Origin of the sequence: Pseudomonas sp. R5(2019) (genome assembly GCF_009905435.1) — a bacterium.
Taxonomy (GTDB): Bacteria; Pseudomonadota; Gammaproteobacteria; order Pseudomonadales; family Pseudomonadaceae; genus Aquipseudomonas.
The window spans coordinates 1-24,452 of record NZ_JAAAMT010000028.1; the positions used below are offsets into that span (position 1 = coordinate 1).

Here is a 24,452-nt window from a genome sequence, read left to right on the forward strand (position 1 = left end):
CCCGAACTCAGCAGTGAAACGATGCATCGCCGATGGTAGTGTGGGGTTTCCCCATGTGAGAGTAGGTCATCGTCAAGATTAAATTCCGAAACCCCTATCTGCGTACGCAGGTAGGGGTTTTGTTTTTGCGAACGGAAAAAGCGCAGGCATAAAAAAACCACCGCAAGGGTGGTTTTCAGAACCGCTTCGATTTTACTCGCCGCAGTATACGCAACCGCTGGTGCAGGTCTCGTGAATACGAACCTTGGACAGTTCAGGCAGCAGCGGTTTGAGTTGATCCCAGATCCATTTGGCGACGTTTTCACTGGTCGGGTTTTCAAGCCCGGGAATGTCGTTCAAGTAGTTGTGGTCGAGTTGATCATAGAACGGCTTGAAAATGGCCTTGATCTCGGCGAAGTCGCGGATCCAGCCGGTGTGCGGGTCAACTGGCCCGGTCAGGTGGATGGCGGCCTTGAACGAATGGCCATGCAAGCGTCCGCACTGGTGCCCATCAGGCACATGAGGAAGGCGGTGGGCTGCTTCGAAGGTGAATTCTTTGAAAATTTCCACGGTATGCTGGACTCTGAAAGGTAATGCCGACCGCCAGTTTATCAGCTAGGGCATCGCCTTGCGCGTTCGGTCCGCTACAAGGCTCGCCATAGACACAAACGAATGCACTATCATGGTGCCCATTTTCAGCTTCAATTAAGTTGCCTTCGCTAATGTAAGCACCGTAGACACAGACAACGCCCAACGGAGGCTTACTCATGAAGACTTTTACCACTCTGATCACTGTCACCGCCCTGACACTGACTGCCAGCCTGGTTCAGGCCCGTGACCTGGGTCCGGATGAAGCGCTCAAATTGCGCGATGCCGGTACCATCATCTCGTTCGAAAAACTCAACGCGGCCGCCATCGCCAAACACCCGGGCGCAACCGTGCACGAGACCGAGCTGGAACAGGAGTACGGCAAGTACGTGTATCAGGTCGAGCTGCGTGATGCCCAGGGTGTCGAGTGGGACGTCGAGCTGGACGCCACCAATGGCCAGGTACTCAAGGACCATCAGGACCGTTAATGAAGTTTTCATCGCGCTCTGCGCAGTGGCTGATCGTGGGCCTGCTTGCCTTTTGCTCGCTGGCGGTAGCCCGCGACCTGGATCAGGACGAGGCCCTGCAGTTGCGTCAGAAAGGGATCATTCTTCCGCTTGAGCAGTTGCTGCATCAAGCCTTGGCGCGATACCCCGGGGCGCGGTTGCTGGAGGCCGACCTTGAAGAGGAAGATCATACCTATGTGTACGAAGTCGAGCTGCTGACAGCCGAAGGTGTGGTGCGCGAAATTGAACTCGACGCGACTACCGGACATTTGCTCAAAGACAAGGAAGACAACTGATGCGCCTGTTGCTGGTAGAGGACAACGTACCGCTGGCCGATGAGCTGATGGCCGGCCTGACCCGCCAGGGCTATGCGGTGGACTGGCTGGCCGACGGCCGTGATGCGGTTTACCAGGGCAGCAGCGAACCCTATGACCTGATCATACTTGACCTGGGGTTGCCGGGAATGCCAGGCCTTGAGGTATTGTCCCAATGGCGTGCCGGTAACCTGGCGACGCCGGTGCTGATTCTCACCGCCCGTGGTTCATGGGCTGAGCGCATCGAAGGCCTGAAGGCTGGTGCCGACGACTACCTGACCAAACCGTTTCACCCAGAAGAACTTCAGCTGCGGATCCAGTCGTTGCTGCGCCGCGCGCGCGGCATCGCCAACCAACCGACGCTGACCGCTGCGGGTCTTCAGCTGGATGAAAGCCGCCAGTGTGCTCTGCGTGGCGATATCGAAATTCAGCTCACCGCCGCAGAGTTTCGCTTGCTGCGCTACTTCATGCTGCACCCCAGGCAAATCCTTTCAAAAAGCCACCTGGCCGAGCACTTGTACGACGGAGAAACCGAACGCGACTCCAACGTCCTGGAAGTTCACGTCAACCACCTGCGCCGCAAGCTTGGGCGCAGCATCATTGAGACACGCCGTGGCCAAGGTTATCTGTTCGGTGAGGTGAGTGAGTGAAGTCACTGCAGGCGCGGCTCAGCCTCGGGTTGATCACGGTGCTGGTCGTCGTTGGCCTGGGTGTCACGCAGTTGAGTCTGTGGTTGTTCGAAGTCGGCTTGCAGCGTTATCTCGAGGCAGGGCTGCGCAACGAAAGTGAAAGCATCCTGGTTGCCTTGGTGCGTGGGCGTTCCGGGCTTGAGCTTGAAGAACGGCGGCTCTCTCCAGCCTATCAGCGGCCGTTTTCCGGCCATTATTTTCGCGTCGATTTCAGCAATGGCAGTTGGCGATCCCGCTCCTTGTGGGACTTGGATATGCCGCGTCCAGACACCACTGGCTTGCATTCCGATCTGACGCTGGGACCAGAAGGGCAGCAGCTGTTGAGTCTGCGTGCCGATTACCGCCGGTTTGGCGAAACCCTCTCCATCAGCGTTGCTCAGGATTACACCCCGGTGCGGGCGAGTTTTCGGCGTATGCAGCAGATCGGCCTGGGAATTGGCCTGGGCGCGTTGCTGGTCATCCTGATCTTGCAGCGCTTGATCGTGACACGCTCGCTTCGACCGCTCGAACGTGTCCGCGAGCAGATCGCTCAGTTGCAACAAGGCCAGCGCTCTCAGCTCGACAGCGAAGTGCCTGCCGAGCTTGAGCCTTTGGTCGCACAGATCAACCACCTGCTGGCCCACACCGAAGACAGCCTGAAACGCTCACGCAATGCGCTGGGCAACCTTGGTCATGCTCTCAAGACGCCCTTGGCGGTGTTGCTCAGCCTGGCTGCCAGTGACCGCCTGCGGGATAACCCGCAGGTCCGCGCGCAGTTGCAGGAGCAACTCGAACAGATCCAGCACCGTTTGAGCCGCGAACTCAATCGAGCGCGGCTGGCCGGCGATGCCTTGCCCGGTGCGCACTTCAATTGTGATAACGAGTTGCCCGGGCTGTTCTCGACCCTGGGCATGATTCATGGCGACGGGTTGAAACTTGCCCATGAAGTACCCGCTGGCTTGAAGTTGCCTTGGGATCGGGAAGACTTGCTGGAGCTTTTGGGCAATCTGTTGGACAACGCCTGCAAGTGGGCCGACGCTGAGGTGCTGCTGAGTATCGAGCAGCATCCTCGACATTATTGCCTGTTGGTCGACGATGATGGCCCCGGCATCCCCCAGGCCTCCCGTGCCGAAGTGCTGGAGCGCGGCATGCGCCTGGATGAGCAGATCGACGGCCATGGCCTGGGACTGGGCATCGTGCGGGATATTGTCGACGCGTGGGGCGGCAGCCTGAGCTTGCAGAGCAGCCCGTTCGGCGGGCTGCGGGTGCTGATCGAGTTGCCACGACGCACCGCTGCCTGAAAGGCTCCCTCGCTGTAGCGCATGGGAGCCATTACGGTCAGACGCGGAACTGGTCCATCAAGCCTTGTTGCTGGTTTGCCAGGCTATTGAGCGACTGGCTGACCCGGGCGGACTCATTGGCCTGACCCGATAGCGATTCAGTGACATCGCGGATGGTGGCGACGTTGTTGTTGATTTCCTCGGCGACTGCGCTTTGCTCTTCGGCAGCGCTGGCGATCTGCAGGTTCATGTCGGTAATGATGGTGACCGCATCGCCGATCTGGCGAAGTGCAGTGACAGCCTGGCCGACCTGCTCGACGCTGCCCTGCGCCTGGCGATGACTGTTGCTCATCGCCTCGACCACCACCTGTGTGCCTTGCTGCAGGTGTTCGATCACCTGGCGGGTTTCTTCGACCGACTCCTGAGTGCGACGGGCCAGGTTGCGTACTTCATCGGCCACTACCGCGAAGCCACGCCCGGCTTCACCGGCGCGGGCGGCTTCGATCGCAGCATTCAAGGCCAGCAAGTTGGTTTGCTCGGCGATCGAGCGGATGACCTCCAGTACCGAGCCAATCTTTTCGCTGCTGGCCGCCAAGCCTTCAACCTGGCTCATCGCGGTGCTCATGTCGGTCGCCAATTCATCGATACTGCCCGTGGTGCGGTCGATGACGGCCAAGCCCTGGCGCGTGGCCTGATCGGCGTCCCGGGCAGCCTGTGCCGCTTGGGCTGCACTGCGGGCGACATCCTGGGCGGTAGCGCTCATTTCATGGGAGGCGGTTGCCACCTGATCGACCTGGCGGTACTGCTGTTCCATGCCGGCGCTGGTCTGGCTGGCGATCGAGGCTGATTGGTCTGCGGTGTCCCGGGCGGCTTGCACGGAGCGCTTCACGTCGGCAATCGTCGGTTGCAGTTTGTCGAGAAAGCGGTTGAACCAGCCGGCCAACGCGCCCAGCTCATCACGTTTGGGATAGTGCAGACGACGGGTCAGGTCACCTTCGCCGCTGGCGATGTCCTGGAGCATATCGGCGACCCCGAGGATGGGCCGCGTGACGCTGCGGGCCATCACCCAGACCAACAACAAGCCGATGATCGCGGCCATCAACCCGAGGCCCAGTTCAATCAGGGTGCCGCTGGCATTGCGTTGATCCAGCTCTTTTTTCAAGGCTTCGGCGGGACCGACCAGTGCGGCTGCCGGTACGTCCAGCAGCACGCCCCACAACTTGCCATCAGGAATGGGCGCGAAGGAGGCCAGGACCTTGAGCCGTGCATCGTGGTGGAGGCTGTGAAGAGGCTTGCGATCACTGAGCAGGCCAACCAGTTGTGCGCCATTGACACTGTCAACCTGCTCCAGGCGCTTGGCAAGCTGAGACGCATCGCCGCTGTGGCCGGCCAGCAAGCCGGCTGGGCTGATGATGCTGACGCGCGTCTGGCCTTCATACAGGCTTTGGCTGGCCTGCTCGCTGATGACCTGCAGGCTGTTCAGATTGATGTCCACTAACAGAGTCGCGATCGCCTTGCCGTTGTCCATCAGCGGAAACACGATGCTGGTCATCAGCACGTTCTGGCCATCGATCTCGTAGAAATACGGCTCGATCACGCACGTCTTGAGCGTGGTCCTCGGGCAGGTCGACCACGTGTTGTTCGGCTCTCCGCTTGGGCCGATGCTGGTGTCATTCATGTCCCGTTCCGGCAGCGCCATGGAGGTCAGCTTACCTGCCGTCGGCTGTGACCAGTACAGCGCATAGCGGCCTTTCTCATTGCTGCCCAAGATGTGCTGATTGACGAACAGCTCGTCCTTGCCGTCCAGCGCGTTGGGCTCGAACACCAGGGAAAGTCCCAACAGTTGCGGGTTGGCCTGCAAGGCCGACTTGACCTGCCGGGTCATGTCCTCTCGCAAGTCAAAGGCATCCAGAAAGCGCTTTTGCGCCTGTTCACGCAAGAACAACACCTGGCGCGAGAAGCCTGCGCCGTATTGATAGGCATCCATGAATTGGCGACGAATATTCAGCGCCTGCACTTCGCCCTGGGATTCCAGGCGTGCCCGGGCCGACTCATTGAGCATTTGCATGCTGCTGGCTTTGACCAATTCCGAGTTGTGCTCCATCCGGTACAAGGACAACCCGACCAGCAGGGTGACTGTAGCCAGCAGGCAGAGGCCCGCCAGCAGGGTAATTTTCCATTGAATGGAAAGTTGTCTGAGTGACATCGAGGCGTCCTTGAAAGGGATGACAGGGCTGAAGACTGTGTCGGCTGTGCAGGACTTTTCTTTATTCAAACGTTCAATTTAAATGCGTCGTTTACTGTCAACCGTGCGACCTGCCGCAGCCTTGTGCGTCCAGCGCTTTGACATCCCCACAACGCTGCTGCAGAGTGTCGGCCCTTCATCAAAACGTCCCCCAAGCCCGGTCGCTGCAGGCGCAGTCTGGTTGCCGTTGTCGAGCTATTGACGGGTGTTTTTACAGTTTTTTCAGGTGTGCAAGAGGTACAGGAATGAACGCAGTCATTGCCGCGGTCGGGATCATGCTGATCCTGAGTCTCTCCCGCGTGCATGTGGTGATCGCTTTGATCATCGGAGCGCTGGTGGGTGGATTGGTCGCAGGCATGGGCATTGAAGCCACCCTCAAGGCGTTCAATGGCGGCTTGGGGGGCGGTGCGACGGTTGCCTTGTCTTACGCGCTACTGGGCGCTTTCGCCGTGGCTATCGCCAAGTCGGGTCTGGCCCATGCCTTGGCCGACCGGGCGTTGGCATTGGTCGACCGCCGCGATGCTGCGACTTCCGGCAAGGTGAAATGGTTGCTGATCGGTTTGCTGCTCAGCGTGGCCATCGCCTCGCAAAACATCCTGCCGATTCATATCGCCTTTATTCCCTTGCTGGTGCCGCCGTTGCTGTACGTGCTGACGCGCTTGCAGATCGACCGGCGCTTGATCGCCTGTGTGATGACCTTCGGCCTGATCACCCCTTACATTTTTCTGCCGGTGGGGTTCGGCAATATCTTCCTCAACCAGATCCTGCTGGCTAACGTCGCCAGCAGCGGGGTGGATGTGAGCGGCGTGAATGTCACCCACGCCATGGCGATTCCTGCGGTGGGCATGCTGTTCGGCCTGCTGGTCGCGGTGTTTATCAGCTACCGTAAAAAACGCGTGTACGACCTGGAGAAAATCGCGCAGGTCGAGCAAGTGGCCGTGAACTACAACCCGGTCACGCTGCTGGTCGCGCTGGGGGCGATCGCTACCGCTTTTATCATTCAGTTGTGGCTGGACTCGATGATCATCGGTGCACTGGCAGGTTTTGTGATCTTTTCGTTGTCGGGCATCGTGCGCTGGCGCGAGACCGATGACCTGTTCACCGAAGGCATGAAGATGATGGCCATGATCGGTTTCATCATGATTGCCGCCTCCGGGTTCGCCGAAGTGATGAAGGCAACCGGCGAGATCCGCACTCTGGTCGAGGCCTCTGCCGGTTGGATCGAACACAGCAAGGGCATCGGCGCGCTGTTGATGCTGCTGGTTGGGCTGCTGGTGACCATGGGCATCGGCTCGTCGTTTTCCACCGTACCGATCCTGGCGGCGATCTTTGTGCCGCTGTGCGTGCAACTGGGCTTCGACCCGCTGGCGACCGTGTGCATTGTCGGAACCGCGGGTGCGCTGGGGGATGCGGGTTCGCCTGCATCAGACTCAACCTTGGGGCCCACCTCCGGCTTGAACATCGATGGACAGCATCACCATATCTGGGACACGGTCGTCCCCACCTTCATCCACTACAATTTGCCACTGCTGGCGTTCGGCTGGGCTGCGGCCATGCTCCTGTAGGCCGCTGGCCAATAGCAGGGGACGATCAGGATCTACACTCATGGCACTCGGCCGCAGTACGGTGGACTAACCCTCAGTACCTAAGCGCTTTTCGGCGCACTGACAGGGATCGACCATGAGTGAATCTTCGCTGCACCATCGCAGCCTGCTGCTATTGCTGATCCTGGTCACGCTGGCGTTTATCTGGGTACTGCTGCCGTTCTATGGAGCAGTCTTCTGGGCTGTGATCCTGGCTATCGTCTTTGCACCGTTGCAACAGCGGTTGCTGCTCAAGTTCAGCTTTCGTCGAAACTTGGTCTCGCTGCTTACCCTGACCATTTGTATCGTGATCGCCGTGTTGCCGGTGATTGTGATCAGCGCCTTGCTGGTGCAGGAAGGGGCGAGTCTCTACAAGCGCATCGAGAGCGGTGAGCTGGACATTGCCGGCTATATCAGTCAGTTCAAACACATGCTGCCGGCCTATTTCCAACACCTGCTCGATCGCATGGGCATGGGCAACCTGGCAGGCTTGCGCGAGACCATCACCAAAAGTGCGACTCAAGGCAGCCAGCACCTGGCGAGCCAGGCCTTCAGTTTTGGCCAGGGTACCTTCGACTTTATGGTGAGCTTCGCCATCATGCTGTACCTGCTGTTTTTCTTCCTCAGGGACGGCGCCGAACTGGCGCGCAAGGTTCGCGCTGCCATCCCGTTGGCCGAGCACCAGAAGCGCCTTCTGCAGCTGAAATTCAACCGCGTGGTGCGGGCCACAGTGAAAGGCAACCTGCTGGTGGCGGTCACTCAAGGTGCGCTGGGGGGAGCGATTTTCTGGTTTCTTGACATTCCCAGTGCCTTGCTCTGGGCGGTGCTGATGGCATTTCTTTCATTACTGCCTGCAATCGGCGCAGGAATCGTCTGGGCACCGGTGGCCGTCTTCTTCCTGCTCAGCGGGGCGATCTGGCAAGGGGTGGTGCTGTCGCTGTTCGGCGTGTTCGTGATTGGCCTGGTGGACAACGTGCTGCGACCGATCCTGGTCGGCAAGGACACCCGGATGCCCGACTACCTGATCCTGATCTCGACGCTGGGCGGCCTGGCCGTGTTCGGCCTCAACGGCTTTGTGATCGGGCCGCTGATTGCCGCGCTGTTCATGTCCACCTGGGATATTTTCGTCGGCACTGGAAAACAGGTGCAGTTGCCGTAGTGTGCCTTTCCTGGGGGCTACCGGAAACTGTAGGAAACCCCAGCATACACCCCGAAGCCTTCGCCGGGCGTCGAACGGGCAATATCCTGGCCCTTGTCGTTGTAGCCCGGTGTGACCGTGGCAGCGTAGCGCTTGTTGGTCAGGTTGCGCAGGTCCAGCCAGGTGTCCCAGTCGTGCTTGGGTGAGGCATAACCCAAGGTGGCACCGAGCAGGGTGTAGTGGTCGGCGTAGAAGCTGTTGGCATAATCAACGGCGATCTTCGAGGCCACCTGGGTGTTGATGCCAGCGTAGAAACCCAGTGGGTGGTCGAAGCGCAGCTCGGCCTGATAGTAATGACGAGGAATGCCCGGCAGGCGGTTGTCGCCAAAAGTGTCGTCATCCCGGTAGTGGAAATCGCTGAAGGTGTAGGCCTGACGCAACGACACCTTGCCGACGGCAGCGCGTTCCCAAAGCAGGCTGTCGAGGCCGGCTTCGATGCCCTGGTGCACGGTCGGGCTGGCGTTGACCTCACCGACGATTTGCGAGGTGGTGGCCGTTGCTGTCTGGGTCTCGACTGTCAGCAATTCATGGCGCACGGCCGAGTAGTACCAGGCCAGGTCCCAGCGCCCGATGGCCGATTCGCCCCGGCTGCCGAGCTCGAAGGTGGTGGCGGTCTGGTTTTGCAGTTCGACAGGGGTACTTTGCAAGCCGGTCGCTGCACCGCTGCCGGCCGGGAAGTAGCGGTTCGAGCTCCAGATCAACGCCCACGGGTGCGGCGGCTCTACCGTGCGGCTGATGTTGCCATACACCTGCAGCTGCGGCGTGAAGTCGTAGCGCAGGCCGACCCGTGGTGCGTAGTCCCAATCGTGCTGGCTGACTTTGCCGCCGCTGGCGGGGTAGGTCACGTCGCTTTCCCGACGGGTGTAGATCAGCGCCAGGCCTGTGGTCAGCCACAGGTCTGGCACCAGCTCCAGGTCGTTACTGGCGTGCAGCGCAGAATCTGAACCCTGATAGCTGAAGTCCCGGGTCTTGGTGCCGGGGGCGAAGCCTGCCGTATTGCCGACCGGAATCCGCACGAACTCGGAAGAGCCGCTGTTGGGCAGGTGCTTGGTGGTGCGCCAGCCCAGGGTGGTCTTGCTTTCATGGCCGAACAGGGTATCGCGGCGATGGTAATTCAACGAGCCGCTGACATCGGTGTACGCCACCTTCAGCCGGTTGGCGCCCTCGCGCAGGTCCATCGGGTAGTCGTGGTACACCAGCCCGGTTTCCAGTTGCGAATCGTCGTCCAGGTAAAAGGTCGTCTTGTTCGCCAGCCAGGTGCTGCCCGGTTGCGGGCGGCTGGCGTCGCGCGCCACGTAGACCGGGTTGGCGGCGCGAGGGTGATGCTCGATCGAGTCTTTGCTGACCCGGCCGGCCAGTTCGTTATCGGTCTCCCGGTAGCGCAGGTAAAAGCGGGTTTCCAGGTTGGGGTTGAAGCGGTAGCCGACGTTGGCGGCGATCCCCTGGCTGTTGCCTTGGGTATGGTTCTGATAGCCGTCGTAGTCGGAGTCGGTCAGTGCTACATAGTAATCCAGATCGCCCAGCACTTGCCCGGAACTGACTTGGCGCTTGCGGTAGCCATGGCTGCCCATTTCGTAACGCACTTGCAGAGGCGCAGCGTCGTAACCGGTGCGGGTGATGTAGTCGACCGCGCCGCCCAGGGCCAGCGAACCCTTGTTGAAACCATTGGCTCCGCGCAGCACCTCGGCGCGGCTCAGCCACAGGGGTTCGAGCAGCTCATAGGGCGTGCCACCGGGGCCGGTCAAGGGCAAGCCGTCCAGCATCACGAACACGCCTGAACCGTGGCTGCCCGGTGCCCGGTTGATTCCGGAACCTCGAATCGACAGCTTGATGCCTTCGTTGCCAGCCGATTGGGCATACACGCCCGGTTGGTAGGCAAGCACGTCCTGGTTGCTGGAAACGCGGCCCTGCTCGACACGGGTCAGGTCGATCAGGTTGCTGGCGCCGGGCACTTGCTGGAGGCGCTCGCTGGCGGCTTCCAGTTCCGTGCGTTCGCTTTCCTGAATCATGACCTGGCCCAGTTCGATGCCTTCGGCGGGGGCGCAGGCCAATGCCACGAGCACAGCGAAGGGTTTGGAGAAGGGCAGGGGGGATCGCATCAAGCGTGCTCCAGGACGACGAACAATGAGAGCTCAGACGCACGAAGTGACGGACAAAGCACGGCGATCTTTAACGCAAAGGCGTTACCCGGATTTTTCGCCGCATAAAAAACACCCCGCCGAGGCGGGGTGTTTGAGGGGGCAGCGCAGCATCAACCGATCAGTTGAAAGCCTGCGTGTTGCACCATGTCCAGCAGCGGTTGTGGGTAGACGCCGAGAACGAAGGCCACGATCGCGATCGCCAGCAGCATCACGCCGCCGGTACGTTGTTCCCAGTTGAACGGTGCATCGTGACGACGCAGGTTCGGTTCGATCAGGTACAGGGTGACCATCACGCGCAGGTAGTAGAACACGCCGATGGCACTGCCGATGACCAGCGTACCGACCAACCACCACAGCTGCGATTCAACACCGGCGGCAATGATGTAGAACTTGCCGATGAAGCCTGCGGTCAGCGGAATGCCCGCCAGCGAGAGCATCATCACGGTCAGCACGGCGGTGAGGTACGGACGGCGCCAGAACAGGCCGCGGTATTCGTACAGGGCGTCCGCGTCACGGCCGTTGTACGGCGAGGACATCAGGGTGATCACGCCAAAGGCGCCCAGGCTTGTGATCACGTAGGTGACCAGATACACGCCGATGGCTTCCAGCGCCAGGCCCTTGCTCGCCACCAGGGCGATCAGCAGATAACCGAAGTGGGCGATCGAGGAGTAACCCAGCAGACGCTTGAGGTTGCTCTGGGTCAGGGCCAGCAGGTTACCGACGATGATCGAGACCACGGCAATGATTGCCAGCACATCGTGCAGCACGCCGCTGCTGGCAGCAGGCGAGAGCTGGAACAGGCGCACGACCACGGCGAACACCGCGACCTTGCTGGCAGTGGCCAGGAAGGCGGCAACCGGTGCCGGAGCACCTTCGTAAACGTCCGGGGTCCACAGGTGGAAAGGCACCAGCGAGAGCTTGAATGCCAGGCCTACCAGCATCATGGCCAGGCCCAGCTGTGCCAGCAGGCTTGGCATGCCGGTGGCTGCCAGTGCCGCGCCGATACCGCTGAAGCTCAGGCTGCCGGCGTCGGCGTACAGCAGTGCCATGCCGAACAGCAGGAATGCAGAGCCTGCGGCCGACAGCACCATGTACTTGATGCCGGCTTCCAGCGAACGCTTGTTGAAGAACGCATACGCCACCAGGCCATAGACCGGAACCGACAGCAGTTCCAGGCCGACGAACAGGCCCGCCAGGTGCTGCGCGCTGACCAGCACCAGACCACCGGCGGCGGCCATCAGGATCAGCAGGTACAGCTCTTCACGGTTGCCGGGGTAGCCCGAACCGCCATCGCCCAGGTAGGCGTGGGCGAGGGTGACGCAGGCCAGCGTGGCCACCAGGATCAACGCCATGTACAGGCAGGCGAAGTTGTCGATCTGCAGCAACGGGGTGACGGCCAGCGGGGCGACTTTCAGCGCCGGGATGATCGACAGCAATGCCAGGTTCAAGCCTGCTACCGAGAGCAGGAAAGTTTGCGAGTGATTGCGACGCCAGGCGATGGCCAGCATCACCACGATGATGGTGAGGCTGGTGATCAGCAGCGGCGCAAGCGCGATAAAGTGTTGAATCGTCAGGTCCATAGCGCTCTTACCGGGCCGAAGCGAGTTGAGTGAAAGCGGAACCGAACCACTGCTGTACACCACTCATGGTGGCGGCAGAAGTATCCAGGAACGGCTGCGGATAAATCCCGAGCAGGATCAGCAGGCCAGCCAGGCCCAGCACCATGATCATTTCGCGACCGTCCATGCCGGCCAGCACTTCCTCGGATCTGGCCGGGCCGAAGAAGGCGCGGTGGATCATGATCAGCGAGTAGACCGAACCGAACACCAGGCCCGAAGTGGCGATCACGGTGACCCACGGCGAGGCCACGAAGCTGCCGATCAGGATCAGGAACTCACCGACAAAGTTACCGGTGCCCGGCAAGCCCAGCGAAGCAGCCGCGAAGAACAGGCTGATCGCCGGCAGGTAAGCGATGCGGTGCCACAGGCCACCCATCTGACGCATGTCACGGGTGTGCAGGCGCTCGTACAACTGGCCGCTGAGGATAAAGAGTGCGGCGGCCGAGAGGCCGTGGGCCAGCATCTGGATCACCGCGCCTTGCAGGGCTTGCTGGCTGCCGGAGTAGATGCCGATCAGCACGAAGCCCATGTGCGCGACGCTGGAGAACGCGATCAGGCGCTTGATGTCGGTCTGAGCGAAGGCCAGGAACGCACCGTAGAAAATCCCGATCAGACCCAGGGTCATGGCGAACGGCGCAAACTCGGCCGAGGCATTCGGGAACAGCGGCAGGGCGAAGCGCAGCATACCGTAGGCAGCGGTTTTCAGCAGAATACCGGCCAGATCCACCGAACCTGCGGTCGGTGCCTGGGCGTGAGCGTCAGGCAGCCAGGAGTGGAACGGTACGACCGGCAGCTTGACCGCGAAGGCGATAAAGAAGCCCAGCATCAGCAGGTACTCGGTACCGGCTGGCATCTCGGCCTTCAGCAACTGCGAGTAGTCGAAGGTCAGCACGCCAGTGCTGTTGTAGTTGACCAGCACCAGACCGAGGATCGCCACCAGCATGATCAGGCCGCTGGCCTGAGTGAAGATGAAGAACTTGGTCGCGGCGTAGATCCGGGTTTTCTTGCCGTCTGCCGAGCTGTGACCCCAGAGCGCGATGAGGAAATACATCGGCACCAGCATCATTTCCCAGAAGAAGAAGAACAGGAACAGGTCCAGGGCCAGGAACACCCCGACCACGCCGCCCAGGATCCACATCAGGTTGAGGTGGAAGAAGCCGACGTGGCGCTGAATCTCTTTCCACGAACACAGGACCGACAGCACACCGAGCAAGCCGGTGAGCAAGATCATCAGCAGCGACAGGCCGTCCAGGCCCAGGTGCACGCTGATACCGAAGCGCTCGATCCAGAGCACTTTGAATTCAAGCGCCCAGGCAGGTTCGGCACCCGGAGCGGGGGCGAGGGTGTAGTCACCGTTGGCCCACAGCCAGAGGCCGATACCGAGCAACAGGGACATGGTCAGCAGCGCAATCCAGCGTGGCAGGGTGGCGCCGAAGCGCTCACCCAGCCAGCACAGCAGGCCGCCGATAAAGGGGATCAGGATCAGCCAAGGCAAAATCATGACGGGCTCAATTCCTTTCGCAAATTCGCAAGGTTCATATCAGACCGCAAGCAACACAGCACCGAGCACCAGCACGGCGCCAGCGGCGATAGAAGCGGTGTACCAGCGCAGCTGACCAGTCTCGGTACGGCTCATGGCGGTGTGACCGCCCTTGGCCAGTCGTGGGATCAAACCAATGGTGCGATCCACTGGGTCACGGCCCAGCAGGCGAATGATCAGCAGATAAGGTTTGACGAACAGCAGGTCATAGAGCCAGTCGAAGCCCCAGGCCGCATACCACAAGGCCGACAGCACACGCCCCGGCGCGCTGTTGGCGACCGCGGTGGCGAAGCGACGCTTGCCCAGGAACAGCAGGGCGGCCAGCAGGATACCGGCAATGGCGATGGCACCGGAGGCGATTTCCAGGCTGTGCTTGGCTTCGCCACCGGCATGACCGGCGCTTTGCGGCAGCACGCCTGCCAGTGGTGGATGAATCCAGGCACCGACGAAGGTCGACAGCACAATCAGCACGCCCAGCGGCAGCCAGTGGGTAATCCCGTGACCGGCATGGGCTTCGGTCTTCGCTTCACCGTGGAAGGTGATGAAGATCAGGCGGAAGGTGTACAGCGAGGTCATGAACGCACCGACCAGGCCTGCGTACAGCAGGTTCTGGTTGCCGCTGGCGAAGGCTTCCCAGAGGATTTCGTCCTTGGAGTAGAAGCCTGCGGTCAGCAGCGGCAGGGCGGCCAGGGCGGCACCACCGACGATGAAGCTGGCATAGGCCAGTGGCAGTTTCTTCCACAGGCCGCCCATCTTGAAGATGTTCTGCTCGTGGTGGCAGGCAACGATCACCGAACCGGAGGCAAGGAACAGCAGGGCCTTGAAGAAGGCGTGGGTCATCAGGTGGAAGATCGCGCCTTCCCAGGCGCCGACGCCCAGGGCCAGGAACATGTAGCCGATCTGGCTCATGGTCGAGTAGGCGAGGATACGCTTGATGTCGGTCTGGACCAGCGCGGCAAAGCCGGCCAGCACCAGGGTCACGCCGCCAACCACACCGACCAGGTGCAGCACGTCAGGTGCCAGGGTAAACAGGCCGTGAGTACGAGCGATCAGGTAAACACCCGCGGTCACCATGGTGGCCGCGTGGATCAGTGCCGAAACCGGGGTAGGGCCGGCCATCGCATCCGCCAACCAGGTTTGCAGCGGCAGCTGAGCCGATTTGCCGACTGCACCACCCAACAGCATCAGGGTTGCCAGCACGATCCAGAAGTCACCGACCTTGAATTGCTCAGGTGCCCGCACCAGCAGTTCCTGAACGTTCAGGGTGCCCAGTTGCTGGAACAGGATGAACAGGCCGATGGCCAGGAACACGTCGCCGACACGGGTCACGATAAAGGCCTTGAGGGCCGCGTTACCGTTGTTGCGGTTGCTGTAGTAGAAACCGATCAACAGGTATGAGCACAGGCCCACGCCTTCCCAGCCGAGGTAGATGAACAGCAGGTTATCGCCCAGTACCAGGAACAGCATGCTGGCGATAAACAGGTTGGTGTAGGCGAAGAAACGCGAGTAACCGGCTTCACCGCGCATGTACCAGGACGCGAACAGGTGGATCAGGAAGCCGACGCCGACCACCACACCGAGCATGGTGAGCGACAGGCCATCCAGGTACAGGGTGAAGTTGGGTGCGAAGCCGTCGACCGACATCCACTGCCACAGCAGTTGGCTGTACGCACCCCCTTCAGGCGGCGCGACGTTGAACTGCCAGATGACGTAGGCGGCGACGATGGCCGACAGGCCAACGGAGCCGACACCGACCAGCGCCGAGAGGTTTTCGGACCACCGACCGCGCGAGAACGACAGCAGCAAGAAGCCGATCAGAGGAAATACGAAAGTCAGAAAGAGTAGGTTCATCCGCGCATCTCACTGGCTGCATCGATATCGAGAGTGTGGAAGCGGCGATACAGCTGCAGCAGGATCGCCAGGCCAATACTGGCCTCGGCGGCTGCCAGGCTGATCACCAGGATGAACATGATCTGCCCATCCGGCTGCGCCCAGCGGCTACCGGCGACGATGAACGCCAGGGCCGAGGCGTTCATCATGATTTCCAGGCTCATCAATACGAAGAGAATGTTACGACGCACCATCAGGCCGACCAGCCCGAGGCAGAACAGAATGCCGGCGACCGCCAGGCCATGCTCTAAAGGAATTGCAGGCATGTGATTACTCCTTCGCCTCGTTGCGGCCGAGGTGGAAGGCCGTTACCGCTGCGGCAAGCAGCAGCATCGACGCCAGTTCCACCACCAGCAGGTAAGGGCCGAACAGGCTGATGCCAACGGCCTTGGCGTCCACGGTGGTATGACCGACACCGCCCGCGCTTGGATTGACGAACAATACGTAGAGCAGTTCGAGCAGCAGCAGCGCAGCGAGGAAAATGGGACCGGCCCAGATTCCAGGTTTCAGCCAGGTGCGTTCCTGTTGAACCGAGGCCGGGCCCAGGTTCAGCATCATCACCACGAAGACGAACAGCACCATGATGGCGCCGGCGTAGGCGATCACTTCCAGAACCCCGGCGAACGGTGCACCAAGGCTGAAGAAGGTCATCGCCACGGAGATCAGCGAGATGATCAGGTAGAGCAGGGCGTGCACGGGGTTGGTGTTGGTGACCACCCGAAGGGTGGACACCACAGCGACACCGGATGCGAAATAGAAGGCGAATTCCATCTTTCTTCCTTAAGGGAGCAAGCTCTTCACGTTGATCGGCTCGGCTTCGTTCTGCGCGGCGCCTTTCGGCTTGCCGGCAACAGCCATACCTGCAACACGGTAGAAGTTGTAGTCAGGGTTCTTGCCGGGGCCGGAGATCAGCAGATCTTCTTTCTCGTACACCAGGTCCTGACGCTTGAACTCGGCCATTTCGAAATCCGGTGTCAGCTGGATTGCGGTGGTCGGGCAGGCTTCCTCGCAGAGGCCGCAGAAAATGCAGCGCGAGAAGTTGATACGGAAGAAGTCCGGGTACCAGCGACCATCTTCGGTTTCAGCTTTCTGCAGCGAGATGCAGCCCACCGGGCACGCCACGGCGCACAGGTTGCAGGCTACACAGCGCTCTTCGCCATCCGGGTCGCGGGTCAGGACGATGCGGCCACGGTAGCGTGGCGGCAGGTAGACCGGCTCTTCGGGGTATTGCAGGGTGTCACGCTTGCGAAAGCCGTGACCGAAAATCATCACCAGGCTGCGCAGCTGAGTGCCCGTGCCTTTAATGATGTCACCAATATATTTGAACATGGGTCAAATCCTCACTGGGCCGCAACAGCTGGCGTGTTCAACAACACGATCGCAGCGGTCACCAGCAAATTGATCAGGGTCAGCGGCAGGCAGAACTTCCAGCTGAAGTCCATCACCTGGTCATAGCGCGGGCGCGGGATCGAGGCGCGCAGCAGGATGAACAGCATGATGAAGAACGCGGTTTTCAGTGCGAACCAGACGAACGACAGTTGCGGCAGGATGCCGAACGGACCGTGCCAGCCACCGAAGAACAGGGTGACCAGCAGCGCCGAGATCAGGATGATGCCGATGTATTCACCAACGAAGAACATACCCCATTTCATGCCGGCGTATTCAATGTGATAGCCGTCGGCCAATTCCTGTTCTGCTTCCGGCTGGTCGAAGGGGTGACGGTGAGTCACGGCCACACCAGCAATGAAGAAAGTACAGAAGCCGAAGAACTGCGGAATGATGAACCACAGGTTCTGAGCCTGGTAGTCAACGATATCGCGCATGTTGAACGAGCCGACCTGAGCCACGATGCCCATCAGCGCCAGGCCCATGAACACTTCATAGGACACGGTCTGGGCCGAGGCCCGCAAGCTGCCGAGCAGGGCATACTTGTTGTTCGACGACCAACCGGCGAACAACACCGCATACACCGACAGACCGGCCATGGCGAAGAAGAACAGCAGGCCGATGTTCAGGTCCGCGACACCCCAGGTCGGGGTGATCGGGATGATCGCGAAGGCGATCAGCAAGGCGCTCATGGCCACCACCGGCGCCAGGGTGAAGATCACCTTGTCGACGAAGGGCGGGTTCCAGTCTTCCTTGAAGAACATCTTCAGCATGTCGGCGGCAATCTGGAACATGCCGAACGGACCGACGCGGTTAGGACCGTAACGGTCCTGCCACCAGCCCAGCAGACGCCGCTCGACGAAGCTGAGCAGCGCGCCACAGACCACCACGGCGAGCAGAATGACCACCGCCTTGATGACTGTAATCAGCACGTCGATCACTTCAGGAGTAAACCAGGTCATTGTGCTGCCTCCTGCAGACCGTCGACGGATGCACCGAAGATGGCTGGCGGGATACCGGCCAGGCCTTTGGGCAGGGCAACCAGGCCGGCGCCCAGTTCTTCATTGATGCGCAGCGGCAGACGCAAGGTCTGGCCGGAAACGTTCAGGCTCAGCATGGCACCGTTGTTGATGCCCAGGCGATCGGCTTCCGATTTGGCCAGGCCGACATAGGCGCGCTGAATGCGCTCCTGAACCGGTGCGGCGCGCGAAGAGGTCTCTTCACTGCCGAACAGGTGGTAGAACGGCACGGCTTGCCAGGTGCCACGGGCCGGGGAGAAGGCGCCCGGAATGCGGCTGAACCAGCTCAGGTTGTCGCCCTGGGTTTCGATCAGGCGGGTGCCCGGGTCGCCAGCGCGCAGGTGACCACCGACTTCGTCCTGGAACTTGTTCCAGGCTTGCGGCGAGTTCCAGCCCGGCGACCAGGCGAACGGCACCTGTTGGCGAGGTTCGGCCGAACCCGAGTAACCTTCCATGGAGAAGGCGAACGCGGTGTCGTTGTCTTGCGAGGTACGCGGTTCGTGCACGCTGATGTTGGCGCGCATGGCGGTCCGGCCGCTGTAACGCAGCGGTTCACGGGCAAGCTTCATGCCCTTGATGCGGAACGCTGCCGACGGTGCGGCATTGAGGATACCGGCCAGTTGCGGGCTGCTGGCAGCGCAAGCGCTGGTGACATGGTCCAGTTGTGTCCAGTCGACCTTCTTGTTCAGCAGGGTCGAGCGCAGGACATGCATCCAGCGCCAGCCCTCGTGAATCAGGATGTCGGCATTCAGGTAGGTAGGGTCGAAGACCTGGAAGAAGCGCTGGGCACGGCCTTCCTGGCTGACCAGCGTACCGTCGCCTTCAGCGAAGGAGGCAGCAGGCAGCACCAGGTGGGCGCTGTCGGTGGTGCGGGTTTTCTGGTGGTCGGCGACGATCACCACTTTCGCGGCTTTCAGCGCGGCGTCGACCTTGGCCGCATCGAGGCGGGTGTACAGATCGTTTTCCAGCACCACGATGGCGTCGGCACGACCTTCGATCACGGCGTCCAGCGCAGTGTCGACGGACTCACCGCCGAGCATGGCCAGGCCCAGGCTGTTGGCTTCCGGCACAACCAGGCTCAGGGAGCCGGCTTTTTCGCGCAGCTTCAGGGCCTTGGCGATGTTGGCAGCGGCTTCGATCAGCGCGGTGGACGCCAGCGAAGTACCGGCAACAATCAGCGGACGCTGGGCGTTGACCAGCGCATCGGCGATGCGTTTGGCCAGTGCCAGGGCTTCGGCGTCCAGGCCTTCGACGGCCGGCGCGCTCGGGTCGATGGCGTGCGCCACGGCAAAACCGATACGGGCCAGGTCGTCGGGCGCTGCGTGTACGCATTCTTCGGCAACGTCATCGAGCTTGGTTTCGGCCAGGCTGGCGATGAACAGCGGGTACAGCGCGTGCTGACCGATGTTCTTGACCGCCGCGTCGAGCCACGGCTGGACGCGCATGGCATCGGCCATGGCTTCGGCCTTGCCCTTGACCGACTGACGAATCGACAGCGCCATGCGGGCAGCGGTCTGGGTCAGGTCTTCGCCGAGGACGAATACGGCGTCATGGTCTTCGATTTCGCGCAGGGTCGGAATCGGCAGCGGGCTGTCTTTCAACACCTGCAGAACCAGGCGGATACGCTCCAGTTCAGCGGCCTCGATGCCGGAGTGGAAGTACTCGGCGCCGACCAGTTCGCGCAGGGCGTAGTTGCTTTCGAGGCTGGCGCGAGGCGAGCCGATGCCCACGATGGTACGGCCGCGCAGCAGGTCGGCAGCCTTGTCCAATGCGGCGTCCAGGCCCAGCTTCTGGCCACCGGCCAGCATTGGCTGGCGCGGGCGGTCTTCACGGTTGACGTAGCCATAGCCGAAGCGGCCGCGGTCGCACAGGAAGTACTGGTTTACAGAACCGTTGAAGCGGTTCTCGATCCGGCGCAGTTCACCGTAACGCTCGCCCGGGCTGATGTTGCAGCCGCTGGAGCAGCCATGGCAGATGCTCGGGGCAAACTGCATGTCCCATTTACGGTTGTAGCGCTCGGAGTGGGTCTTGTCGGTGAACACACCGGTCGGGCAGACCTCGGTCAGGTTGCCGGAGAATTCGCTTTCCAGCGTGCCATCTTCGACACGGCCGAAATACACGTTGTCGTGGGCACCGAATACGCCCAGGTCGGTACCGCCGGCGTAATCGTTGTAGTAACGCACGCAACGGTAGCAGGCGATGCAGCGGTTCATCTCGTGAGCGATGAACGGGCCGAGTTCCTGGTTCTGGTGGGTACGCTTGGTAAAACGGTAGCGGCGCTCGTTGTGGCCGGTCATCACCGTCATGTCTTGCAGGTGGCAGTGACCGCCTTCCTCACAGACCGGGCAGTCGTGCGGGTGGTTGGTCATCAGCCATTCGACGACGCTGGCACGAAACACTTTCGCTTCTTCGTCTTCGATGGAAATCCAGCTGCCGTCGGAGGCAGGGGTCATGCAGGACATGACGATACGACCACGGGTGTCGTTCTCGTCGGTGTACTGCTTGACCGCACACTGGCGGCAGGCGCCGACGCTACCGAGCGCCGGGTGCCAGCAGAAATAAGGAATGTCGAGGCCTAGCGACAGACACGCCTGTAACAGGTTGTCTGCGCCGTTGACTTCGAGCGCTTTGCCGTCTACGTGGATAGTGGCCATGGTTCAAAGTTCTTCGTTGGCCCGCATGGGCGGGCGTGGCTAATGGAAAGCTGTGTGCCTGCAGCCCGCCTCAGGCGTACCCGGGCGAGCGCTGCAAGCAGCGGATGGCACGGGCCATCCGCTGTCGATTCGGTCAGGCCGGGGCGACGATCGGGCGCGCCAGGTCCGGACGCACGCTGCTGGTCGCAGCGATGCCTGCCTCGAACTCCGGACGGAAGTATTTGATCGCGCTGCCCAAGGGCTCCACGGCACCTGGTGCGTGAGCACAGAAGGTCTTGCCTGGGCCGAGAAATCCAACCAGACCCAACAGGGTCTCGATGTCGCCTTGCTGCCCCTGGCCTTGCTCGAGCGCGCGCAGAAGCTTGACGCTCCATGGCAGACCGTCGCGGCACGGGGTACAGAAGCCGCAGGATTCGCGGGCGAAGAACTCTTCCATGTTGCGCAGCAGGGACACCATGTTGATGCTGTCGTCCACGGCCATGGCCAGGCCCGTACCCATCCGGGTGCCGACCTTGGCGATGCCGCCGGCGTACATCTGTGCGTCCAGGTGCTCGGGCAACAGGAAACCGGTACCGGCGCCGCCTGGCTGCCAGCACTTGAGCTTGAAGCCGTCGCGCATGCCGCCGGCGTAGTCTTCGAACAGCTCGCGCGCGGTGACGCCGAACGGCAGTTCCCACAGGCCCGGGTTCTTGACCTTGCCGGAGAAGCCCATCAGCTTGGTGCCGTGGTCTTCACTGCCTTCTCGGGCCAGCGACTTGTACCAGTCAACGCCATTGCCGACGATGGCCGGCACGTTGCACAGGGTCTCGACGTTGTTGACGCAAGTCGGCTTGCCCCAGACGCCAACGGCGGCAGGGAAGGGCGGCTTGGAGCGCGGGTTGGCGCGGCGGCCTTCGAGGGAGTTGATCAGTGCGGTTTCTTCACCGCAGATGTAACGACCGGCACCGGTGTGGACGAACAGTTCGAAATCGAAGCCGCTGCCCAGGATGTTCTTGCCCAACAGGCCTGCGGCTTTCGCTTCTTCAACGGCGCGGGTGAGGTTGCGGGCGGCGGTGGTGTATTCGCCACGCAGGAAGATGTAGCCGCGGTAGGCTTTCAGTGCACGGGCACTGATCAGCATGCCTTCTACCAGCAGATGGGGCAGTTGCTCCATCAGCATGCGGTCTTTCCAGGTGTTGGGCTCCATTTCATCCGCATTGCACAGCAGGTAGCGGATGTTCATGGATTCGTCTTTGGGCATCAGGCCCCATTTGACGCCGGTGGGGAAACCCGCACCGCCACGGCCCTTCAGGCCGGAATCTTTCACGGTTTGAACGATGTCGTCCTGGGACAGGTCGGCGAAGGCCTTGCGCGCGGCGGCATAGCCGTCCTTGGCCTGGTATTCGTCGAGCCAGACCGGTTCGCCGTCGTCACGCAGGCGCCAGGTCAGCGGGTGGGTTTCAGCGGTGCGCGCAATGCGGTTGGCCGGGCCGAAGGAAGTGATGGTCATACGTAGTCCCCCAGCAATTTCGCTACACCGGCAGGTTGCACGTCGCCGAAGGTGTCATCGTCGATCATCAGCGCCGGCGCCTTGTCGCAGTTACCCAGGCAGCATACCGGCAGCAGCGTGAAGCGGCCGTCAACGGTAGTCTGGCCCAGGCCAATGCCCAGCTCGCTCTGGATCTGGGCAACCACGGACTCGTGGCCACCGATGTAGCAGACCATGCTGTCGCAGACGCGAATGATGTGGCGGCCAACGGGCTGACGGAAGATCTGGCTATAGAAGGTGGCCACGCCTTCGACGTCGCTTGCAGGAATGCCGAGGATTTCGCCAATGGCATAGATTGCGCCATCCGGTACCCAGCCGCGGGCCTTCTGGACAATTTTCAAAGCTTCGATGGACGCCGCGCGCGGGTCCTCGTAGTGATGCATCTCGTGCTCGATGGCCGAGCGCTCGGCTGCGCTGAGGGCGAAGCGGTCAGTCTGAATAAGTGGGCTGTTCATACTTAGCGGTCCACGTCGGCCATAACGAAATCGATACTACCCAGGTACGCAATGAGGTCCGCGACCATGCTGCCGCGGATCACCGAAGGGATCTGTTGCAGGTGCGGGTAGCTCGGGGTACGAATCCGGGTGCGGTAGCTCATGGTGCCGCCATCGCTCGTCAGGTAATAACTGTTGATGCCCTTGGTCGCTTCGATCATCTGGAAGGACTCGTTGGCCGGCATGACCGGGCCCCACGAAACTTGCAGGAAGTGCGTGATCAAGGTCTCGATGTGCTGCAGGGTGCGCTCTTTCGGTGGCGGCGTGGTCAGCGGGTGATCCGCCTTGTACGGGCCTTCCGGCATGTTGCGCAGGCACTGGTCGATGATGCGGATACTCTGGCGCATCTCCTCGACGCGGACCATGCAGCGGTCGTAGGCATCGCCGTTGTGGGCCAGCGGTACTTCGAATTCGAAGTTCTCGTAGCCGGAGTACGGACGGGCCTTGCGCAGGTCGAAGTCGCAACCGGTGGAACGCAGGCCGGCACCGGTGACACCCCAGGCCAGGGCGTCCTTGGTGTTATAGGCGGCGACGCCGACGGTACGGCCTTTGAGGATGCTGTTTTGCAGCGCCGCTTTTTCGTACTCGTCCAGGCGCTTGGGCAGCCAGTCGACGAAGTCCTTGACCAGCTTGTCCCAGCCGCGTGGCAGGTCGTGGGCGACGCCACCAATGCGGTACCAGGCCGGGTGCAGGCGGAAACCGGTGATCGCTTCGATCACGGTGTAGGCGCGCTGGCGGTCGGTAAAGGTGAAGAACACCGGGGTCATGGCACCAACGTCCTGAATATAAGTACCCAGGAACAGCAGGTGGCTCGTGATCCGGAAGAACTCGGCCATCATGATGCGGATGGTGTCGACTTTCTGCGGCACCTTGATGCCGGCCAGCTTCTCGACCGCGAGTACGTAGGGCAGGTTGTTCATCACCCCGCCGAGGTAATCGATACGGTCGGTGTAGGGAATGAAGCTGTGCCAGGACTGACGCTCGGCCATCTTCTCGGCACCACGGTGGTGGTAGCCGATGTCCGGGACGCAGTCGACGATTTCTTCACCGTCCAGTTGCAGCACGATACGGAACGCACCGTGGGCGGACGGGTGGTTGGGCCCCAGGTTGAGGAACATGTAATCCGCGTTGGGGCCGGAACGCTTCATGCCCCAGTCTTCCGGATTGAAGCGCGCGGCTTCTTCTTCCAGTTGCTGCTTGGCTAGCGTCAGGCTGTAGGGGTCGAACTCGGTCGCACGGGCCGGGTAGTCCTTGCGCAGCGGGTGACCTTCCCAGGTCGGCGGCATCATGATGCGAGTCAGGTGCGGGTGGCCGGCAAAGTGGATGCCGAACATGTCCCAGACTTCACGCTCGTACCAGTTGGCGTTAGGCCAGATACCGGTGATGGTTGGCAGGTTAAGGTCGCCCTCGGACAAGGCCACCTTGATCATTACGTCACTATTACGCTCGATCGACATCAGGTGGTAGAACACACTGAAGTCGGCGCCCGGCAGGCCGCGGCGCTGGGTGCGCAGGCGCTCGTCCACGCCGTGCAGGTCATAGAGCATGACGTACGGCTTGGGCAGGTTGCGCAGGAAAGTCAGGACTTCAACCAGTTTGGCACGGGCAACCCACAGCACCGGCATGCCGGTGCGGGTTTCCTGGGCGGTGAACGCCTCGGGGCCAAAACGGTTGGTCAATTCGACGACCACATCCTGGTCGTCAGCCTTGTAAGGCGGGATATAAATAGCGTTGTCCGCTGTCATGGTCTCGGTCGCTTTGGGTCAACGTAAAGAATGAAGCCAGGGTGCTTGCCTTGTGGGTCAAGACACAAACAACTG

20 protein-coding genes and 1 pseudogene are annotated in these 24,452 nt (G+C 61.3%); 6 read left to right on the forward strand and 15 right to left on the reverse strand.

The window, feature by feature from the left end; genetic code table 11:
• Positions 1–192 precede the first annotated feature (192 nt).
• Positions 193–549 (reverse strand): 6-carboxytetrahydropterin synthase QueD, encoded by a 357-nt coding sequence (queD, locus tag GUY40_RS17795; RefSeq protein WP_166570223.1) that lies wholly within the window; start codon positions 547–549, stop codon positions 193–195.
• A 197-nt stretch (positions 550–746) separates the two neighbouring features.
• Here queD and GUY40_RS17800 point away from each other — a divergent pair, with 197 nt between their 5' ends.
• The 4 genes from GUY40_RS17800 to GUY40_RS17815 are packed head-to-tail and all read left to right on the forward strand — an operon-like array spanning position 747 to position 3,356.
• Positions 747–1,055, forward strand: a complete 309-nt coding sequence (locus GUY40_RS17800; protein ID WP_166570224.1) for a PepSY domain-containing protein — start codon at positions 747–749, stop codon at positions 1,053–1,055.
• Positions 1,055–1,369, forward strand: coding sequence for a PepSY domain-containing protein (locus GUY40_RS17805; RefSeq protein WP_166570225.1), 315 nt, complete (start codon positions 1,055–1,057; stop codon positions 1,367–1,369). The genes GUY40_RS17800 and GUY40_RS17805 overlap by 1 nt, the downstream gene beginning before the upstream one ends.
• Positions 1,369–2,037 (forward strand): response regulator transcription factor, encoded by a 669-nt coding sequence (locus GUY40_RS17810; protein ID WP_166570226.1) that lies wholly within the window; start codon positions 1,369–1,371, stop codon positions 2,035–2,037. The genes GUY40_RS17805 and GUY40_RS17810 overlap by 1 nt, the downstream gene beginning before the upstream one ends.
• Positions 2,034–3,356, forward strand: a complete 1,323-nt coding sequence (locus tag GUY40_RS17815) for a sensor histidine kinase (RefSeq protein ID WP_166570227.1) — start codon at positions 2,034–2,036, stop codon at positions 3,354–3,356. The genes GUY40_RS17810 and GUY40_RS17815 overlap by 4 nt, the downstream gene beginning before the upstream one ends.
• Before the next feature lie 37 nt (positions 3,357–3,393).
• On the opposite strand, the gene GUY40_RS28840 is transcribed toward GUY40_RS17815, so the two are convergent.
• Positions 3,394–4,149, reverse strand: a complete 756-nt coding sequence (locus GUY40_RS28840) for a methyl-accepting chemotaxis protein (RefSeq protein WP_371924847.1) — start codon at positions 4,147–4,149, stop codon at positions 3,394–3,396.
• A 102-nt stretch (positions 4,150–4,251) separates the two neighbouring features.
• Positions 4,252–5,541 (reverse strand): annotated as a pseudogene (locus GUY40_RS28845) (HAMP domain-containing protein); the annotation flags it as partial.
• Positions 5,542–5,825: 284 nt separating this feature from the next.
• Here GUY40_RS28845 and GUY40_RS17825 point away from each other — a divergent pair.
• Entirely contained in the window at positions 5,826–7,145 is a 1,320-nt protein-coding gene (locus GUY40_RS17825) for a Na+/H+ antiporter family protein (protein ID WP_166570229.1), read from the forward strand.
• A gap of 115 nt (positions 7,146–7,260) precedes the next feature.
• Positions 7,261–8,322, forward strand: coding sequence for an AI-2E family transporter (locus GUY40_RS17830; RefSeq protein ID WP_166570230.1), 1,062 nt, complete (start codon positions 7,261–7,263; stop codon positions 8,320–8,322).
• A gap of 17 nt (positions 8,323–8,339) precedes the next feature.
• Here the strand turns inward: GUY40_RS17830 and GUY40_RS17835 are convergent, their stop codons facing one another.
• The 12 genes from GUY40_RS17835 to nuoC all read right to left on the reverse strand — a co-directional run bounded on the left by GUY40_RS17835 (position 8,340) and on the right by nuoC (position 24,377).
• Positions 8,340–10,460, reverse strand: a complete 2,121-nt coding sequence (locus GUY40_RS17835) for a TonB-dependent receptor domain-containing protein (RefSeq protein WP_166570231.1) — start codon at positions 10,458–10,460, stop codon at positions 8,340–8,342.
• 152 nt (positions 10,461–10,612) lie between these two features.
• Positions 10,613–12,082: an NADH-quinone oxidoreductase subunit NuoN gene (gene nuoN, locus GUY40_RS17840; protein WP_166570232.1), complete on the reverse strand. Its 1,470-nt coding sequence runs from the start codon at positions 12,080–12,082 to the stop codon at positions 10,613–10,615.
• 7 nt (positions 12,083–12,089) lie between these two features.
• Positions 12,090–13,622, reverse strand: coding sequence for an NADH-quinone oxidoreductase subunit M (gene nuoM / locus GUY40_RS17845; RefSeq protein WP_166570233.1), 1,533 nt, complete (start codon positions 13,620–13,622; stop codon positions 12,090–12,092).
• A gap of 39 nt (positions 13,623–13,661) precedes the next feature.
• Positions 13,662–15,512, reverse strand: coding sequence for an NADH-quinone oxidoreductase subunit L (gene nuoL, locus GUY40_RS17850; protein WP_166570234.1), 1,851 nt, complete (start codon positions 15,510–15,512; stop codon positions 13,662–13,664).
• Positions 15,509–15,817 carry an NADH-quinone oxidoreductase subunit NuoK gene (nuoK, locus tag GUY40_RS17855; protein ID WP_028944232.1) on the reverse strand — a complete coding sequence of 103 codons (309 nt, stop codon included), beginning with the start codon at positions 15,815–15,817 and terminating at the stop codon, positions 15,509–15,511. Before nuoK ends, nuoL begins: the two co-directional genes overlap by 4 nt.
• A 4-nt stretch (positions 15,818–15,821) precedes the next feature.
• On the reverse strand, positions 15,822–16,322 hold the full coding sequence (nuoJ, locus tag GUY40_RS17860) for an NADH-quinone oxidoreductase subunit J (RefSeq protein ID WP_166570235.1): 501 nt from the start codon (positions 16,320–16,322) through the stop codon (positions 15,822–15,824).
• Between the two features lie 9 nt (positions 16,323–16,331).
• Positions 16,332–16,880: an NADH-quinone oxidoreductase subunit NuoI gene (nuoI, locus tag GUY40_RS17865; RefSeq protein ID WP_085712394.1), complete on the reverse strand. Its 549-nt coding sequence runs from the start codon at positions 16,878–16,880 to the stop codon at positions 16,332–16,334.
• An 11-nt stretch (positions 16,881–16,891) separates the two neighbouring features.
• Positions 16,892–17,899, reverse strand: coding sequence for an NADH-quinone oxidoreductase subunit NuoH (nuoH, locus tag GUY40_RS17870; RefSeq protein ID WP_166570236.1), 1,008 nt, complete (start codon positions 17,897–17,899; stop codon positions 16,892–16,894).
• The gene (gene nuoG, locus GUY40_RS17875; RefSeq protein ID WP_166570237.1) at positions 17,896–20,610 is read right to left on the reverse strand and encodes an NADH-quinone oxidoreductase subunit NuoG; all 2,715 of its coding nucleotides are present in this window, start codon (positions 20,608–20,610) and stop codon (positions 17,896–17,898) included. The genes nuoH and nuoG overlap by 4 nt, the downstream gene beginning before the upstream one ends.
• A 133-nt stretch (positions 20,611–20,743) precedes the next feature.
• Positions 20,744–22,099 (reverse strand): NADH-quinone oxidoreductase subunit NuoF, encoded by a 1,356-nt coding sequence (gene nuoF, locus GUY40_RS17880; protein ID WP_166570238.1) that lies wholly within the window; start codon positions 22,097–22,099, stop codon positions 20,744–20,746.
• Positions 22,096–22,593: an NADH-quinone oxidoreductase subunit NuoE gene (gene nuoE / locus GUY40_RS17885; protein ID WP_166570239.1), complete on the reverse strand. Its 498-nt coding sequence runs from the start codon at positions 22,591–22,593 to the stop codon at positions 22,096–22,098. The genes nuoF and nuoE overlap by 4 nt, the downstream gene beginning before the upstream one ends.
• Positions 22,594–22,595: 2 nt before the next feature.
• Positions 22,596–24,377 carry an NADH-quinone oxidoreductase subunit C/D gene (gene nuoC / locus GUY40_RS17890; RefSeq protein ID WP_166570240.1) on the reverse strand — a complete coding sequence of 594 codons (1,782 nt, stop codon included), beginning with the start codon at positions 24,375–24,377 and terminating at the stop codon, positions 22,596–22,598.
• Positions 24,378–24,452: the final 75 nt, after the last annotated feature.

Coding starts and splice junctions, on each gene's coding strand:
- GUY40_RS17800 (WP_166570224.1), top strand. CDS start 747: ATGAAGACTTTTACCACTCTGATCACTGTCACCGCCCTGACACTGACT.
- GUY40_RS17805 (WP_166570225.1), top strand. CDS start 1,055: ATGAAGTTTTCATCGCGCTCTGCGCAGTGGCTGATCGTGGGCCTGCTT.
- GUY40_RS17810 (WP_166570226.1), top strand. CDS start 1,369: ATGCGCCTGTTGCTGGTAGAGGACAACGTACCGCTGGCCGATGAGCTG.
- GUY40_RS28840 (WP_371924847.1), bottom strand. CDS start 4,149: ATGGAACAGCAGTACCGCCAGGTCGATCAGGTGGCAACCGCCTCCCAT.
- GUY40_RS17825 (WP_166570229.1), top strand. CDS start 5,826: ATGAACGCAGTCATTGCCGCGGTCGGGATCATGCTGATCCTGAGTCTC.
- GUY40_RS17830 (WP_166570230.1), top strand. CDS start 7,261: ATGAGTGAATCTTCGCTGCACCATCGCAGCCTGCTGCTATTGCTGATC.
- GUY40_RS17835 (WP_166570231.1), bottom strand. CDS start 10,460: ATGCGATCCCCCCTGCCCTTCTCCAAACCCTTCGCTGTGCTCGTGGCA.
- nuoN (WP_166570232.1), bottom strand. CDS start 12,082: ATGGACCTGACGATTCAACACTTTATCGCGCTTGCGCCGCTGCTGATC.
- nuoM (WP_166570233.1), bottom strand. CDS start 13,622: ATGATTTTGCCTTGGCTGATCCTGATCCCCTTTATCGGCGGCCTGCTG.
- nuoL (WP_166570234.1), bottom strand. CDS start 15,512: ATGAACCTACTCTTTCTGACTTTCGTATTTCCTCTGATCGGCTTCTTG.
- nuoK (WP_028944232.1), bottom strand. CDS start 15,817: ATGCCTGCAATTCCTTTAGAGCATGGCCTGGCGGTCGCCGGCATTCTG.
- nuoJ (WP_166570235.1), bottom strand. CDS start 16,322: ATGGAATTCGCCTTCTATTTCGCATCCGGTGTCGCTGTGGTGTCCACC.
- nuoI (WP_085712394.1), bottom strand. CDS start 16,880: ATGTTCAAATATATTGGTGACATCATTAAAGGCACGGGCACTCAGCTG.
- nuoH (WP_166570236.1), bottom strand. CDS start 17,899: ATGACCTGGTTTACTCCTGAAGTGATCGACGTGCTGATTACAGTCATC.
- nuoG (WP_166570237.1), bottom strand. CDS start 20,610: ATGGCCACTATCCACGTAGACGGCAAAGCGCTCGAAGTCAACGGCGCA.
- nuoF (WP_166570238.1), bottom strand. CDS start 22,099: ATGACCATCACTTCCTTCGGCCCGGCCAACCGCATTGCGCGCACCGCT.
- nuoE (WP_166570239.1), bottom strand. CDS start 22,593: ATGAACAGCCCACTTATTCAGACTGACCGCTTCGCCCTCAGCGCAGCC.
- nuoC (WP_166570240.1), bottom strand. CDS start 24,377: ATGACAGCGGACAACGCTATTTATATCCCGCCTTACAAGGCTGACGAC.